This is a genomic window from Streptomyces sp. NPDC086519 (assembly GCF_040686075.1).
GTDB lineage: Bacteria > Actinomycetota > Actinomycetes > Streptomycetales > Streptomycetaceae > Streptomyces > Streptomyces shenzhenensis.
Window position 1 is genome coordinate 116,923 of sequence record NZ_JBFBJL010000018.1, and the last position, 14,012, is coordinate 130,934.

Below are 14,012 nucleotides of genomic sequence, written 5' to 3' on the forward strand. Positions count from 1 at the left end.
GGACCTTGCCGAATGGGTGGCCATCACGCCCCGGAGGGGTGATCATGAGGGGACCAGAGCGCACTTCCCATGAGGAGGCACGGGTGGCCGAGACTCTGAAGAAGGGCAGCCGGGTGACCGGCGCCGCGCGCGACAAGCTCGCGGCAGACCTGAAGAAGAAGTACGACTCCGGTGCGAGCATTCGGGCACTGGCCGAGGAAACCGGCCGCTCGTATGGCTTCGTCCACCGGATGCTCAGCGAGTCGGGTGTCACGCTGCGTGGGCGTGGCGGGGCGACGCGGGGCAAGAAAGCCGCGTCCTGACCCCGGGCGGCCCATCGGCTTCGATGGTGGCCACCCGGTCGGTCGAGTGATCGGCCGGGTGGTTACTGTGCAGTCACTTAGCATGCCGTACGGCAATGCGTGATGACCGCACACATCGGAGGCGTCCCATGGCTTCGCCCGACCAGGACCTCGCTCCTGTTCTCGACAAGGACGGCGTACGGCTCACCGTCGACGACGCGCTCGCCACGGTGACGCTGACCAACCCGGCCAAGCGCAACGCCCAGAGCCCCGCACTGTGGCGGGCGTTGGCGGAGGCCGGGCGGTCGCTGCCGGGGTCGGTCCGGGTCGTCGTGCTGCGCGGTGAGGGTCAGTCCTTCTCCGCGGGCCTCGACCGGCAGATGTTCACGCCGGAGGGGATCCCGGGCGAGCCGACCTTCATCGAACTCGCGCGCCGTGACGACGCCGAACTCGACGCGGCCATCGCCGGATACCAGGAGGCGTTCACCTGGTGGCGGCGGAACGACATCGTGTCGATCGCCGCCGTGCAGGGGCACGCCATCGGGGCCGGCTTTCAGCTTGCCCTCGCCTGTGACCTGCGCGTCGTCGCCGACGACGTGCAGTTCGCCATGCGCGAGACAAGCCTGGGACTGGTCCCCGACCTGACCGGCACGCATCCTCTCGTCTCGCTGGTGGGCTATGCCCGGGCGCTGGAGATCTGCGCGACCGGACGGTACGTCCAGGCCGAGGAGGCGGTGGCCTCCGGGCTGGCGAGCGTCGCCGTGCCGGCGGGCGAACTCGACGCGGCGGTCCGCGACCTGGCCGGCGCGCTGCTGGCCGCGCCACGGGACGCGGTGGTGGAGACCAAGGCGCTGCTGCGGGGCGCGGGGGGCCGTACGTACGACGAGCAGCGGGCCGCGGAGCGGCAGGCGCAGGCGCGGCGGCTGCGGGACCTGGCAGGAGTGGGCGAGTAGTCCACCGCGGGCCGGCGGGGGCCGGTCACGCCCACGCGGCGGCAGCCGCACAGCGGCCCCGGCCCCGCGCCCCCGACGGCGCGCTTCAGCCGACGCCCGTCACCAGCACAGCCACCGTCGGCCGATCGTCCAGAGCCTCGCCGACGGCCGTACGGACCCGTCGGGCCACCTCCACGGCCCGCGGGCCGTCGGTCAGCGCCACTTCCACCCGCACGTGCCGGCGCGGCAATGCGGTGTCGAAGTGCACCTGGTGGCTCAGCGCCCCCGTCACCCGAGCCACCCCCGGCACCGCCAGCGCCGCCGCCGTCACCCGGGCCCCCTCGGGATCCGTCCCCTCCCGGACCGACGGCGGCCGAGGCGCACGGACCGCCTCCGGCTCGGCCGTCTCCGGCTCGGCCGTCTCCTCCTCCAGTTCCTCCAGCAGGGCGGTCACCCGCAGGTCCACCTCGGTCACGGCCAGCCCGAGCCGTACCGTGGCCGCGGCCAGAGCCCGGCGCAGCAGGGTCGCCGTCGTCGGCAGGGGCACGGCGGCCGTCGCCGCGAAGTCCGCCGACAGCCGCAGCGGACCCGGCGGTACCGCGCCGGGCGGTGCCGGTACGGCGGCCTCCGTCACCTCCGCCGGATCCGCCGGGGCGATCCGCACCGCACCCAGCCGCACCCCCGCCACCTCGGCCGCCGCCCGCCGCAGGACCGCGTCCGCCGCCGCCTCCGTGAGCCATGCCGCGTCCTGCGGCCCGCCCAGCGGCAGCAGCCTGCCGAGGCCCAGAGGGTGCCGCACCGTGGCTGTCCGTCGGTTCGCCGTCATTGCTCCAGCCTGCCGCATCTTCGGAGCACGGCAGGGCATCCGCACGTACCTTGGTCACAGGACGAAGACGGGAAAGGACGCACGGCGATGACCGAGACGGCGGCTGAGCCCGAGAAGGACCCGACGGTACAGACCCGCAAGACCGTCAGACGCGGCGGCGGTGACCCGGCGACCCGCGGGCGGACGACGATCGCCGACGGGGTCGTGGAGAAGATCGCCGGACTGGCGGCCCGGGACGTGGTGGGCGTGCACGCGATGGGCAGCGGCCTCGCCCGCACCTTCGGTGTCGTGCGCGACCGGGTGCCCGGCGGCTCCAGGTCCGTGTCCCGGGGCGTGAAGGCCGAGGTCGGCGAGGTGCAGACCGCGCTGGACCTGGAGATCGTCGTGGACTACGGCGTGTCGATCGCCGACGTGGCCCGCGTGGTCCGGGAGAACGTGATCGCCGCTGTGGAGCGCATGACCGGCCTCGAAGTGGTCGAGGTCAACATCGCGGTGAGTGATGTGAAGCTTCCGGAGGAAGAGGACGAGGAGCCGGAGCCCCGGCTCCAGTGACCGCTGAGGGGAGCGCATCATGAGTATGGCCGTCGTCGGCATGATCGCCGGCATGGCGCTCGGCTTCGCCGGGTACTTCGGCGGGTTCGGCGCCTTTCTGCTGGTGGCGGCACTCGGGGCCGTCGGGTTCGTCGTCGGCCGGTTCGCGGAGGGGGACCTGGAACTCGGCGACTTCTTCCGTACCCGCGACGACCGGCGTGACCGCCGGCGATGACCTCCGCGAGCGGTGAGACGCACGGCGCCCCGACCGTCGTGGCGCCCGGCGAGCGCGGCGCCCTGCGGATCGCCGACCGGGTGGTGGCGAAGATCGCCGCACAGGCGGCCCGCGAGGCGCTCGGCCCCCTCCCGAAGGACGCCGTACCCCCGCACGCCACCGTGGTCACCCGACAGGACACGGCTCGCGTCCGTGTCCACCTGGAACTGGACTACCCGTCGGACATCGGCGCCCGTTGCGCTGCCGTGCGTCGGCATGTGGTCGAGCGGGTAGGCGCGTTGGTGGACATGGACGTCCGGGAGGTCGCCGTTCACGTCGAACGGCTGCACCCGGCCCAGACCCAGGGGAGGGCGTGATGAGCACCGAACAGACACCGGTCATCGAGAAGCCACCGTCACCGGCCGCCGCACCCCAGGCCGGCCACGAGCCCCGCTTCTGGTCCCCGCGCCGCGCCCCCGCGGCCCTGGTCGCGGTCCTCGTGCTGGTGATCGCGGCCGCCTTCCTCTACGACATCGGGGCCGTACGGGCCCACCACCCCGCCATGCGCTGGCGCCGCGAACTGGCCCGCCGGCTCGCGGCGCAGCCCCTGGACGGCACCTGGGTCCTGGTGGGCGCGGGCATCGCCGCCGCCCTCGGCCTGTGGCTGCTGGTCCTGGCCGTCACGCCCGGCCTGCGGGACCTGCTGCCCATGCGCCGCACCCACCCCGACGTCCGCGCCGGGCTGCGCCGTGACGCGGCCGCCATGGTGCTGCGCGACCGGGCCATGGAGATCTCGGGGGTGCGCCGGGTGCGGGTACGGCTGCGCCGCTCCCGCGCGCATGTCCTCGCCGTCTCCCACTTCCGCGAACTCGACGAGGTGCGCGGTGACCTGGAGGCGTCCCTCACCGACGCGATCCGCGCCATGGGGCTGGCCCGCCCACCCGCACTGACCCTGCACGTGATCCGCCCCGGCCGGAAGGGGTGACGTTGTGCTCGGCACCGTCAACCGCGTACTGATCGCCCTCGCGGGCCTTCTGCTCCTCGCCCTCGGCGGCTCGGTCCTGGCCGTCGGCCTCGGCGCCCCGCCCCCGTCCTGGTGGATCCACAACGGCCGCCACGACGTCCTGCTCACCCAGGCCGAGCGCACCCACTGGCGCGCCGCGGGCTGGTGGTGGCCGACGGTCCTGGCCGCCCTGGCCGTCCTGGTCCTGCTCGCCCTGTGGTGGCTGACCGCGCAACTGCGCCGACGCCGCCTGACCGAGGTCCTGGTGGACACCGGGGACGGCGAGGAGGCGCTGCTGCGCGGCAGGGCCCTGGAGACGGTCCTGGCGACGGACGCCGCCCACCAGGAGGGCGTCTCCCACGCGGAGGCGGTCCTGAGCGGCACGCCCACGGCACCTCGGGTACGGGTATGGCTCCAACTGGAGCCGGACGTGGCCCCGGAAGCGGCTCTGCGGGACCTGACGGCCCAGGCTCTGACCCATGCCCGGGAATCAGCGGCCCTGAAGAAACTCCCCGCAGAAGTCCGGTTGACGTCGGTCAGACACCGCGCGGAGAGGGTCACTTGAGAACGCCGTCGATCTAGGCGCCGAGGCGCCCCTTCAGGGGCGCGGGGCTGTGCCGATGTGCGGGGGCCGCCGCGTGGGCGCGACCGGCCCCCGCCACCTACACCCGGCGAACGACCGTCAGAACCCGTGCCTCATGCCCCCGTCGACAGGAACCATGATCCCCGTCAGATAGGAAGCCGCCGGAGAAAGCAGGAACGCCGCCACCCGCCCGAACTCCTCCGGAGCCCCGTACCGCCGCAACGGAATCCGCGACTCGTGCTCGGCCCGCGTCGCCTCGGGGTCGGCGGACATGGCGTCCAGCTCCCGCACCCGGTCCGTGTCGATCCGGGACGGCAGCAGCCCCACCACCCGGATCCCACGGGGCCCCAGCTCGTCCGCGAGCGACTTGGCGAACCCGGCCAGCCCCGGCCGCAGCCCGTTGGAGATGGTCAGTCCGGGAATCGGCTCGTACACCGACCCGGACAGCACGAACCCGATGACCCCGCCGTCCTCCAACTCGGCCGCGGCCGCGCGGGCGAGCCGTACGGCCCCCAGGAACACCGACTCGAACGCGGCCTGCCACTGGTCGTCCGTGTTGTCGGCGAGGAACCCGGCCGGAGGCCCGCCCACGCTCACGAGGATGCCGTCGAACCCTCCGAACCGCTCACGCGCGATGGCGATCACCCGCGCCGGCGCCGACGGATCGGAGTTGTCGACGGCCACGCCCACGGCGTTCGGCCCCAGCTCGGCCGCCACGTCGGCGGCCCGCTTCTCGTCCCGCCCGGTCAGCACGACCTTCGCCCCGTCCGCGACCAGCTCGCGCGCGGCCGCGTGACCCAGCCCGCGGGTCGCTCCGGTGACGACGTACACCCGGTCCTTCAGTCCAAGATCCATGGCCCCTATCCTGCCTGCTCGCCGTCGAAGAGCGTGAGGGCGGTGTTCACCAGGCCGATGTGACTGAACGCCTGCGGGAAGTTGCCCAGCTGACGCCCGGTCTCCGGGTCGTACTCCTCGGACAGCAGTCCCACGTCGTTGACCAGGCCCACCAGCCGTTCGAACAGTTCCTTCGCCTCGTCGGTGCGGCCCGTCATGTGCAGCGCGTCGGCGAGCCAGAACGAGCAGGCCAGGAAGACGCCCTCACCGCCCGGCATCCCGTCGACGCCGATCGCGTCGGTGTCGTAGCGGCGTACGAACCCGCCGTGGCCCAGTTCGTCGCGGATCGCGTCGACCGTGCCGACCACCCGGGGGTCGTCCGGCGGCAGGAAGCCGACGCGCGGGATCAGCAGCAGGGAGGCGTCGAGGTCACGGGAGCCGTAGTACTGCGTGAAGGTGTTGCGCTTCGGGTCGTACCCCTTCTCGCACACCTCCCGGTGCACCTCGTCACGGAACGCGCGCCAGCCCTCCAGCTCGCCCTTCAGCTCCGCGCGTTCCTCCAGGGTCCGTACCGCGCGGTCCGCGGCCACCCACACCAGCACCTTGGAGTGCACGAAGTGGCGGCGGGCGCCGCGCACCTCCCACAGCCCCTCGTCCGGCTGCCGCCACGCCTTCTCCAGGAACTTCATCAGCGCGCACTGGATGGCCCACATGTGCGGCTTGGTGGGCAGACCGGCGCTGCGGGCCAGCGACAGCGAGTCCATCACCTCGCCGTACACGTCCAGCTGGAGCTGGCCGACGGCACCGTTGCCGACGCGTACCGGGCTGGAGCCGGCGAAGCCGGGCAGCCAGTCCAGCTCGAACTCGGGCAGCCGGCGCTCGCCCGCGAGGCCGTACATGATCTGCAGGTCGGCCGGGTCGCCGGCGACCGCGCGGACCAGCCAGTCACGCCAGCGCTCGGCCTCCTTGCGGTAGCCGACGGCGAGCAGGGCGCCGAGGGTGAGGGTGGAGTCACGCAGCCAGCAGAAGCGGTAGTCCCAGTTGCGCACCCCGCCCAGCTCCTCGGGCAGCGAGCTGGTGGCCGCGGCGACGATGCCGCCGGTCGGTGCGTAGGTGAGCGCCTTGAGGGTGATCAGCGAGCGGACGACCGTGTCCCGGTGAGGGCCGTGGTAGGTGCAGCGGGCGGTCCAGCGCCGCCAGTCGGAGACGCTGGAGCGCAGTGCCTCGTACGGGTCCGTGAGCGGTGGGCGCGGCTCGTGCGAGGGGTGCCAGGTGAGCACGAACGCGACCCGCTCGCCCTCGCCGACGCTGAACTCCGAGTGCGTGCCGAAGTCCTCGCCCCAGGTGCGGACGGACGGCTCGCTGCGCAGCCACACCGCGTCGGGCCCGGCGACGGCGACCCGGTGGCCGCCGGAGCGGCGCATCCACGGGATGACCGAGCCGTAGTCGAAGCGGAGCCGGAGCGCGCTGTGCACGGTGACCCGGCCGCTGACGCCCTCGATGATGCGTACGACGTCGGGCGCGCGGTCGCGCTGGGGCATCAGGTCGGTGACGCGGACCGTGCCCTCGTCGGTCTCCCACTCGGTGTCCAGGACCAGGGTGCCGGGCCGGTAGGCGCGCCGGGTGCAGGTGGTGGCGCCCCTGGGGGCGATCCGCCAGTGGCCGTGGTTCTCGTCGCCCAGGAGCCTGGCGAAGCAGGCTGCCGAGTCGAAGCGGGGCAGGCACAGCCAGTCGATGGAGCCGTCCCGGCCGACCAGGGCCGCGGTCTGCTCGTCGCCGATGAGCGCGTAGTCCTCGATACGGGGGTGCACGGAGTTGCGGGTTCCCGGACGGACGTGGGGCCAATCAGGGGATGGGCCGGGTGAGTGACGGTCCCAGGCCCGAGAAGATCACACCCGGGTGCGACGGCGTCTGGTTCAGCACCCACAGGCCGATCAGCGTGGCCAACGCGAACACCACGGTGATCAGCACCGCGAGGACGATCCGCCGTCGGCGTTCACGGCGCAGCCACTCTCCGCGCGCCGTGCGGTAGGCGTCCGGGGCGGCCTGGACACCGCCGGCGAGGGCGGCCAGCGCCTCGCTCAGATCCCGTTCGGTGCGGTCCGGACTGGTGCCACGCGACGGAGTCGCATCTCGATGCGTCATCGCCGGGCCTCCATCGCCTGGGTCAGCGCGGCGAGGCCGCGTGAGGTGTGCGTCTTCACGGAACCGCAGGAGATGCCCATCGCCGCGGCGATCTCACTCTCCTTCAGCCCGAGCCAGTGCCGCAGCACGAGTGCCTCGCGCTGCCGGGCGGGCAGTTGCTGAAGCGCGCCGATCAGGACGCGTTGATCGTCCCGGAGCAGTGCCGCGCTCTCGGCGGAGACGACGGTCTCCTCGGGAGGGGCCTCCACGTGCTTGCGGGCGACCTGCAGGTGCCGTATCCGCATCCGGGCCAGATTGCACACGGTGGAGCGCAGATACGCCTCCGCCGCCTCGACCTCCCGCAGCCGCCGCCACTTGCGGTAGATCTGGTAATACGCCTCGGCGACCACGTTCTCCGGATCGTCCGCGCCGAGCAGTACGGCCAGGCGCAGCATCGAGGAGTAGTGGAGTTCGAAGAGGCGCGCGAGCCCGGCCTCGCGTTCCAGCTCGGCCGGGTCGGTCAGCGCGGGCGCGAGGGGCTCGACGCGCGGCTCCGGCACGGGCATCGGGTGTCTGTGTCTCACGGTCGGTTCGCTCCCGTCTCCGGGCGCCGCCTGACGGTCAGGCGGGACGGCAGGTCGGTCAGGTCGGCGCCGCGCGGGACGCCGAGACGTTCGAGAAGGGCGGTTCCGGCCACCGCGACGGTCAGGTTGAGGACGAGGGCGGCGAGTCCGGCGTAGACCTCCAGCGGCCCGAAGCCGAGGGCCACGATGGACGAGAACCCCTCGCGCACGACCATGAAGGTTCCGGCCAGCATCCCCGCGCCCCACCCGGCGAGCAGCGCCCGCGGATGCAGCCGCCCGGTGAACAGGCCGACGGCCACAGCCGGGAAGATCTGCAGGATCCAGACCCCGCCGAGCAGCTGGAGGTTGACGGCGTCCTGGTCGCGCAGCCCGAACACGAAGGCGACGGCTCCCACCTTGGCGGTGAGCGAGACGGCCTTGGCGATGCGGACCTGCCGCTTGGGCGTGGCCGTCGGGTGGACGTACTTGACGTACACGTTGCGGACGAAACTGGTGGCGGCCGCGATCGACATCACCGCGGCCGGGACCAGGGCCCCCACGGTGATGGCGCCGAACACCAGCCCGGCCAGCGGCCCCGGCATCAGCCGGTCCACCAGCATAGGCACGGCCGCCTCGGCACCGCCCTTCGGCGCCCGCACGCCCGCCGTCAGCGCCGCGATGCCGAGGAACCCGAAGAGCGCGAGCAGGCCGGTCCAGGCGGGCAGCGCCACGCACACCTTGCGCAGGGTGCGCGGGCCGTCGGCGGCGAAACCGGCGGTCAGCACGTGCGGATACACCAGCAGGGCGAGGGCGGAGCCCAGGGCGAGGGTGGCGTACGCGGGCTGCTGGGCGGGGGAGAGGAGCAGCGCGGGGCCGCCCAGCCGTCGCGCGGCACCGTCGAAGACGGGCCCCGGGCCGCCGAACCGCTCCAGGACCAGCCAGGTGACCGCGGTGAGCGAGACGAAGACGGCGACCGCCTTGAGCGCGGAGATGACCGTCGGCGCCCGCAACCCGTGCCGGTACGTGGCCACCGCCAGCCCCGCGAACAGCGCCACCATCACCAGGTCCCCGGTCGCGCCCTGCGGAGACACGCCCCCCGCGGTCAGCACCGCCCGTATCCCGAGCAGCTGCAGCGCCAGATACGGCATGGTCGCGAGGATCCCGGTCAGCGCGACGACCAGGGCCAGCGACGGCGACCCGTACCGTCCGCGCACGAAGTCGGCGGCGGTGACGTAGCCATGCGTGCGGGCGACGGTCCACAGGCGGCTCAGCAGGACGAAGGCGATCGGGCAGACGATCACGGTGTACGGCACAGCGAAGAAGGCCGCCGCGCCGTTGCCGTAGGCGAGTCCCGGTACGGCGGTGAAGGTGTACGCGGTGAAGATCGTGCCGCCCAGCAGGAACCAGGTCCACACGGGGCCGAGGCTCCGGTCGGCAAGTGCCCAGCCCTCCAGGGACGGCAGCCGGTCGCTCGGGTGCAGGCGTCGCGCGGTCACGGCGAGCAGCGACGCCCCGCCGATCACGGCGAGGAACGTCGCGGTCATGGCGCCACCTGCCATGGGTCACCGTCCTTGGTGTTCCTGAACCCTCGCGCAAGAGTTGCGCGGACTTCCCGAACGGATGACAGGGAACCGGGGGGAAATTTTCCGGAAATTCGCTGTCAACCGGTCTCGGGGAATGGGCAACTCTTGCACAGACCGACAGCGAACGGGAGAGGAGCGCAGGTCATGGCACGGACCGGTCATCACCGGCTACGGCGCGCCGCGATCGCCGTACTGCTCCTCGCACCCGCGGCAGGCCTGCTGTGGGTCCCCTGGTACGCCGGCGCGGAGCCGCGGCTGGCGGGGACGCCGTTCTTCTACTGGTACCAGCTCGCCTGGGTGCCGGGGTGCGGCCTCTGCCTGCTCGCCGCGTATGCGCTGATCGACCGACATCGCTGATTCGCCCTGCATTTTCACACCCGTCGAGGTGAGGAGCCGCCATGCCCGCATCTGCCCTTGAGTTGCCCGAAAAGCCACGAATATCCCCACGTTCGGTCCTGCTGTGGTCCACCGTCTCCCTGCTCGGCGCGGTCGCCTGGGGCGTTCTCGCGCTGTCCCGGGGCGAGAAGATCTCCGCGGTGTGGCTGGTGGTCGCGGCCCTCGGTTCGTATGCCATCGCCTACCGCTTCTACTCCCGCTTCATCGCCCGCCGCGTCCTGAAGCCGGACGACTGGCGCGCCACACCAGCCGAACGCCTGGAGGACGGCGTCGACTTCCACCCCACCGACCGCCGTGTGCTGCTCGGTCACCACTTCGCCGCGATCGCGGGCGCCGGACCGCTGGTGGGCCCGGTCCTCGCGGCCCAGATGGGATACCTGCCCGGCACGCTGTGGATCGTCGCCGGGGTGATCTTCGCCGGGGCGGTGCAGGACATGGTGGTCCTCTTCCTCTCCATGCGGCGGGACGGCAAGTCGCTCGGGCAGATGGCGCGGGACGAGATCGGCCGGCTGGGCGGGGCGGCGGCGCTGATCGCGGTGTTCGCCATCATGATCATCCTGCTGGGTGTGCTGGCCCTGGTCGTGGTCAACGCCCTCGCGCACTCCCCGTGGGGCACCTTCTCTGTGGCGATGACCATCCCCATCGCCCTGTTCATGGGCTTCTGGCTGCACCGCATCCGCCCCGGCCGGGTCGTGGAGACCAGCTTCATCGGCGTGGCCCTGCTCCTGCTGGCGATCATCGGCGGCAGCTGGGTCCAGGACTCCTCGCTGGCGTCCGCCTTCACCCTCAGCCCCACGACCCTCGTCTTCTGCCTGATCGGCTACGGCTTCGTCGCCTCCGTGCTCCCGGTGTGGATGCTGCTGGCCCCGCGCGACTACCTCTCCACCTTCATGAAGGTGGGCACCATCGCGCTGCTCGCGGTCGGCGTGGTCGTGGCCGCTCCGGTCCTGCACGCGGACGCGGTCAGCAAGTTCGCCTCGTCGGGAGCGGGCCCGGTCTTCGCCGGCTCCCTCTTCCCCTTCCTCTTCATCACCATCGCCTGCGGCGCCCTGTCCGGCTTCCACGCCCTGGTCTCCTCCGGTACGACTCCCAAGCTGATCCAGAAGGAGTCCCAGGTCCGGATGATCGGCTACGGCGCGATGCTCATGGAGTCGTTCGTCGCGATCATGGCGCTGATCGCCGCGGCCTCCCTGGAGCCGGGCCTGTACTACGCCATGAACGCCCCCGCCGGCCTTCTCGGTACGACGGCCCAGTCGGCGTCCCACGCCGTCGCCGGCCTCGGCTTCACCATCACCCCCGACCAGCTGACGCACGCGGCCGGGGCGGTGCAGGAGCAGACCCTGATCGCCCGTTCCGGCGGCGCCCCGACCCTCGCGGTCGGCATGTCGGAGATCTTCTCCGGCATCTTCGGCGGCACCGCGATGAAGGCCTTCTGGTACCACTTCGCGATCATGTTCGAGGCGCTGTTCATCCTGACCACGGTCGACGCGGGCACGCGGGTCGGGCGCTTCATGCTCCAGGACATGTTCGGCAACGTCTGGAAGCCGGTCGGCCGGGTCAACTGGATGCCCGGTATATGGCTGTGCAGCGGCCTGGTCGTGGCCGCCTGGGGATACTTCCTCTACAGCGGCGCCACCGACCCGCTCGGCGGAATCAACCAGCTCTTCCCCCTCTTCGGCATCGCCAACCAGCTCCTGGCCGCCGTCGCCCTCGCGGTCTGCACGACGGTCCTCGTCAAGTCCGGACGGCTGCGCTGGGCCTGGGTCACCGGGATCCCGCTCGCCTGGGTCACCGCGGTCACCTTCACCGCGGGCTGGCAGAAGATCTTCTCCGACGACGCGCGCGTCGGCTTCTTCGCCCAGCGCGCGAAGTACGCCGACGCCCTCGACGCCGGCCAGGTCCTGCCGCCCGCCAAGTCCCTCGACGACATGCACACCGTGGTCACCAACTCCACCGTCGACGGCGTGCTGATCGCGCTGTTCCTGCTGCTGGTCGCGGTCGTGCTCGTGAACGCGGCGGTGGTGTGCGCACGAGCCGTGCGGTCGCCGGCCGCGCTGCCCACGACCGAGGCGCCGTACGTCGAGTCCCGTATCGACGCGACACCGGAGCTCGTGGAGGTGGGGCCGTGAGGACCTGGGCGCGGGCGGTGCGCTGGTACCTGCGGGAGTTGACCGGCGAGACGGAGTACGACCGCTACTGCGAACGGCAGGCACGCCACCATCCGCGGGCTCCGCTGCCGACCCGACGGGAGTACCAGGTGCTGCGCACGCTGCATCGCGAGACCCGTCCGCAGGGCCGGTGCTGCTGACTCCGTACCGCTGACGGCTCCGTGGCGGCCCGCTCCCGGCACCGGGGCGGGCCGCCACAGTCGACCTCGTCGACCCCTGCCACTCCTCCCGGGAACGAGATGCTGAGACGCCGCCCCTCCCTGGTGATCCGCCCCGCGCTGGACGACCACGCCCTGCACGCGACCCTGACCGAACTCCGCCCCGCGCAGCAGCTCCACGGCCTCGGCGCCGGGCGCACCCGTCCGCTCTGGGAGCCGGTCGCGGAGCTGCTGGGCAAGACCGGACGGGACTGGGACCGCCGGGTGCACCGGGTCTCCGTGCTGGCACGGAACCTGCCGCCCTCGGTCTGTGAGCGGTGGTCCGCCGACCGGCCCGGCGACGGGGACGCCCTGGTGCTCCGGGCCTGGGTACGGTCTGCCCGGGCCGTCGCCGAGGGGCGGGACGAGGCCCGTGCGGCCGAGCGGGCGTGTCTGCGGGCGGCCGAGCGCTGCCCCGAGGACCCGACCCCGTGGCTGGCACTGCTGGAGCTGATGCACTCCTTCGCCGTCCCGGTCCGTGACGCGGTCCCGGTGTGGATCGAGGCCGTCACCCGCGCCCCCTGGCTCCGCACCGCCTACCACCAGCTGCTGCGCTACCTGTCCCCGCGCGGACACGGCACGGTCGCCGACATGCTGGACTTCGCCCGGCAGGCCGCGGCCCGCGCACCGCACGGATCACCGCTCGCCCTGCTCCCCGTCGCGGCCCGCGTGGAACTCGGCGCCCACCGGCAGCAGCAGATGTCCCTCGGGACCGACGCCCACTGGCGTGAATCCCGGGCCGCCGACGAGGTGGCCGCGGCCCTGACCGACTGGTTCGGTACCACGGCCGCGCCCCACGCGGAGGCCGTCGCCGACCTCAACGTCCTCGCCTTCGCCCTGATCCGGATCCACCGCCCGGCCGAGGCCGCCGCCGTCTTCCGGCGCATCGGCCCTTACATGACACCCCAGCCCTGGGACCTGCTGCCCGAGCCGCAGCGCACGTTCCTGTACTGGCGCGACCGTCTCGGACGGTGAGCCTCACACCGACGCCGGTTCCGCTTCCGCCGCCGCCTCCTCGGCCGCCGCCTCCGCCCGGTCGCGGCGCTCCCGGCGGACCAGGATCCACCAGCCGTACGGGACACCCGCCGCGAACAGCCACCACTGGATCATGTACGCGTAGTTCAGCGGGGCGTCTTCCTTGCCCGGGTCGGAGATCTGCTCCGGGGTGTCGCCCTTGGGCTGGGGTGCCGTCTGCTCGATGTAGCCGCCGAGCACCTGCTTGCCGAGCCGGCGCGCCTGCTCCGCGCTGTTGATCAGCATGATCTGCCGGTCGGGCAGGCCCTTGAGGTCCTTGATGCCGCTCGCCGCGGTGGTCTCGTCGGGCATCAGCCGGCCCTGGATCGTGACCTTCCCGGCCGGCGGGGCCGGGATCCTGGGGAAGGCCGTCTGGCTCGGGCCGTCCGACGGGATCCAGCCCCGGTTGACCAGCAGCACCTTGCCGTCGGACAGGACGAGGGGGGTCAGCACGTGGTAGCCGACCTCGTCGTCGGAGTTGGTACGGCGCCGGACGACGACCTCGTCGGCGGTGTCGAAGGTGCCGGTCGCGGTGACCGTGTGGTACCGCTCCTTGCGGGTCACGGCGTGCCCCGGCCCCGTCACCTGCTCGACCGGCACCGGCTTGGCGCCGAGCGCCTCGGCGACCAGCTGGTTGCGGGCACTGCGCTCCTCGTACCGGTGCTTCTGCCAGAACCCCAGCCGGATCATGGTGGGGATGAGAAGCAGCGAGATGAGGGTGAGGATCACCCACTGCCGGGTCAACAGGAAGCGGTACACGAAC

General features: G+C 72.5%; 18 protein-coding genes. 11 read left to right on the forward strand and 7 right to left on the reverse strand.

Annotated elements, in window-relative coordinates:
* Positions 1-83: 83 nt before the first annotated feature.
* Together AB0P24_RS19150 and AB0P24_RS19155 are read left to right on the forward strand one after the other, a co-directional pair.
* Entirely contained in the window at positions 84-302 is a 219-nt protein-coding gene (locus tag AB0P24_RS19150; RefSeq protein WP_046727957.1) for a helix-turn-helix domain-containing protein, read from the forward strand.
* A gap of 128 nt (positions 303-430) precedes the next feature.
* Entirely contained in the window at positions 431-1,234 is an 804-nt protein-coding gene (locus tag AB0P24_RS19155; RefSeq protein WP_365795414.1) for an enoyl-CoA hydratase/isomerase family protein, read from the forward strand.
* A gap of 85 nt (positions 1,235-1,319) precedes the next feature.
* On the opposite strand, the gene AB0P24_RS19160 is transcribed toward AB0P24_RS19155, so the two are convergent.
* Positions 1,320-2,039, reverse strand: coding sequence for a nucleopolyhedrovirus P10 family protein (locus tag AB0P24_RS19160; protein ID WP_365795416.1), 720 nt, complete (start codon positions 2,037-2,039; stop codon positions 1,320-1,322).
* Between the two features lie 87 nt (positions 2,040-2,126).
* Here AB0P24_RS19160 and AB0P24_RS19165 point away from each other — a divergent pair, with 87 nt between their 5' ends.
* Genes AB0P24_RS19165 through amaP form a run of 5 tightly spaced genes read left to right on the forward strand, consistent with a single transcriptional unit; the run spans position 2,127 to position 4,352 of the window.
* On the forward strand, positions 2,127-2,591 hold the full coding sequence (locus tag AB0P24_RS19165) for an Asp23/Gls24 family envelope stress response protein (RefSeq protein WP_365795418.1): 465 nt from the start codon (positions 2,127-2,129) through the stop codon (positions 2,589-2,591).
* 19 nt (positions 2,592-2,610) lie between these two features.
* Positions 2,611-2,805 (forward strand): hypothetical protein, encoded by a 195-nt coding sequence (locus AB0P24_RS19170; protein ID WP_181809577.1) that lies wholly within the window; start codon positions 2,611-2,613, stop codon positions 2,803-2,805.
* The gene (locus AB0P24_RS19175; protein WP_365795421.1) at positions 2,802-3,161 is read left to right on the forward strand and encodes a hypothetical protein; all 360 of its coding nucleotides are present in this window, start codon (positions 2,802-2,804) and stop codon (positions 3,159-3,161) included. Before AB0P24_RS19170 ends, AB0P24_RS19175 begins: the two co-directional genes overlap by 4 nt.
* Positions 3,161-3,769 carry a DUF6286 domain-containing protein gene (locus AB0P24_RS19180; RefSeq protein ID WP_365795423.1) on the forward strand — a complete coding sequence of 203 codons (609 nt, stop codon included), beginning with the start codon at positions 3,161-3,163 and terminating at the stop codon, positions 3,767-3,769. Before AB0P24_RS19175 ends, AB0P24_RS19180 begins: the two co-directional genes overlap by 1 nt.
* Positions 3,770-3,773: 4 nt before the next feature.
* Positions 3,774-4,352: an alkaline shock response membrane anchor protein AmaP gene (gene amaP / locus AB0P24_RS19185; protein WP_365795425.1), complete on the forward strand. Its 579-nt coding sequence runs from the start codon at positions 3,774-3,776 to the stop codon at positions 4,350-4,352.
* A 117-nt stretch (positions 4,353-4,469) separates the two neighbouring features.
* Here the strand turns inward: amaP and AB0P24_RS19190 are convergent, their stop codons facing one another.
* Genes AB0P24_RS19190 through AB0P24_RS19210 form a run of 5 tightly spaced genes read right to left on the reverse strand, consistent with a single transcriptional unit; the run spans position 4,470 to position 9,450 of the window.
* On the reverse strand, positions 4,470-5,225 hold the full coding sequence (locus AB0P24_RS19190) for an SDR family oxidoreductase (protein WP_365795427.1): 756 nt from the start codon (positions 5,223-5,225) through the stop codon (positions 4,470-4,472).
* Between the two features lie 5 nt (positions 5,226-5,230).
* On the reverse strand, positions 5,231-7,015 hold the full coding sequence (locus tag AB0P24_RS19195) for a glycoside hydrolase family 15 protein (protein WP_365795429.1): 1,785 nt from the start codon (positions 7,013-7,015) through the stop codon (positions 5,231-5,233).
* A gap of 34 nt (positions 7,016-7,049) precedes the next feature.
* Complete coding sequence (locus AB0P24_RS19200; RefSeq protein ID WP_365795431.1) at positions 7,050-7,349, reverse strand: hypothetical protein; 300 nt, start codon at positions 7,347-7,349, stop codon at positions 7,050-7,052.
* Complete coding sequence (locus tag AB0P24_RS19205) at positions 7,346-7,894, reverse strand: sigma-70 family RNA polymerase sigma factor (RefSeq protein ID WP_365795433.1); 549 nt, start codon at positions 7,892-7,894, stop codon at positions 7,346-7,348. The genes AB0P24_RS19200 and AB0P24_RS19205 overlap by 4 nt, the downstream gene beginning before the upstream one ends.
* A gap of 14 nt (positions 7,895-7,908) precedes the next feature.
* Positions 7,909-9,450 carry a sodium:solute symporter gene (locus AB0P24_RS19210; protein ID WP_365795435.1) on the reverse strand — a complete coding sequence of 514 codons (1,542 nt, stop codon included), beginning with the start codon at positions 9,448-9,450 and terminating at the stop codon, positions 7,909-7,911.
* Positions 9,451-9,618: 168 nt separating this feature from the next.
* On the opposite strand from AB0P24_RS19210, the gene AB0P24_RS19215 reads away from it, so the two are divergent.
* From AB0P24_RS19215 to AB0P24_RS19230, 4 genes are all read left to right on the forward strand, one after another.
* Positions 9,619-9,831 carry a DUF3311 domain-containing protein gene (locus AB0P24_RS19215; protein ID WP_365795437.1) on the forward strand — a complete coding sequence of 71 codons (213 nt, stop codon included), beginning with the start codon at positions 9,619-9,621 and terminating at the stop codon, positions 9,829-9,831.
* Between the two features lie 41 nt (positions 9,832-9,872).
* Positions 9,873-11,999, forward strand: a complete 2,127-nt coding sequence (locus AB0P24_RS19220) for a carbon starvation CstA family protein (protein ID WP_365795439.1) — start codon at positions 9,873-9,875, stop codon at positions 11,997-11,999.
* A complete protein-coding gene (locus tag AB0P24_RS19225) occupies positions 11,996-12,178 on the forward strand; it encodes a YbdD/YjiX family protein (RefSeq protein WP_365795441.1) in 183 nt (60 codons plus the stop codon). Before AB0P24_RS19220 ends, AB0P24_RS19225 begins: the two co-directional genes overlap by 4 nt.
* 99 nt (positions 12,179-12,277) lie before the next feature.
* Positions 12,278-13,210: a hypothetical protein gene (locus AB0P24_RS19230; protein WP_365795443.1), complete on the forward strand. Its 933-nt coding sequence runs from the start codon at positions 12,278-12,280 to the stop codon at positions 13,208-13,210.
* Between the two features lie 3 nt (positions 13,211-13,213).
* On the opposite strand, the gene AB0P24_RS19235 is transcribed toward AB0P24_RS19230, so the two are convergent.
* Entirely contained in the window at positions 13,214-14,008 is a 795-nt protein-coding gene (locus tag AB0P24_RS19235) for an SURF1 family protein (RefSeq protein WP_365795533.1), read from the reverse strand.
* Positions 14,009-14,012: the final 4 nt, after the last annotated feature.

Bases quoted from the DNA above. Each gene is read 5' to 3' on its own strand.
- AB0P24_RS19155 (WP_365795414.1), top strand. From the start codon at position 431: ATGGCTTCGCCCGACCAGGACCTCGCTCCTGTTCTCGACAAGGACGGC.
- AB0P24_RS19160 (WP_365795416.1), bottom strand. From the start codon at position 2,039: ATGACGGCGAACCGACGGACAGCCACGGTGCGGCACCCTCTGGGCCTC.
- AB0P24_RS19165 (WP_365795418.1), top strand. From the start codon at position 2,127: ATGACCGAGACGGCGGCTGAGCCCGAGAAGGACCCGACGGTACAGACC.
- AB0P24_RS19170 (WP_181809577.1), top strand. From the start codon at position 2,611: ATGAGTATGGCCGTCGTCGGCATGATCGCCGGCATGGCGCTCGGCTTC.
- AB0P24_RS19175 (WP_365795421.1), top strand. From the start codon at position 2,802: ATGACCTCCGCGAGCGGTGAGACGCACGGCGCCCCGACCGTCGTGGCG.
- AB0P24_RS19180 (WP_365795423.1), top strand. From the start codon at position 3,161: ATGAGCACCGAACAGACACCGGTCATCGAGAAGCCACCGTCACCGGCC.
- AB0P24_RS19190 (WP_365795427.1), bottom strand. From the start codon at position 5,225: ATGGATCTTGGACTGAAGGACCGGGTGTACGTCGTCACCGGAGCGACC.
- AB0P24_RS19200 (WP_365795431.1), bottom strand. From the start codon at position 7,349: ATGACGCATCGAGATGCGACTCCGTCGCGTGGCACCAGTCCGGACCGC.
- AB0P24_RS19205 (WP_365795433.1), bottom strand. From the start codon at position 7,894: ATGCCCGTGCCGGAGCCGCGCGTCGAGCCCCTCGCGCCCGCGCTGACC.
- AB0P24_RS19210 (WP_365795435.1), bottom strand. From the start codon at position 9,450: ATGGCAGGTGGCGCCATGACCGCGACGTTCCTCGCCGTGATCGGCGGG.
- AB0P24_RS19215 (WP_365795437.1), top strand. From the start codon at position 9,619: ATGGCACGGACCGGTCATCACCGGCTACGGCGCGCCGCGATCGCCGTA.
- AB0P24_RS19220 (WP_365795439.1), top strand. From the start codon at position 9,873: ATGCCCGCATCTGCCCTTGAGTTGCCCGAAAAGCCACGAATATCCCCA.
- AB0P24_RS19230 (WP_365795443.1), top strand. From the start codon at position 12,278: ATGCTGAGACGCCGCCCCTCCCTGGTGATCCGCCCCGCGCTGGACGAC.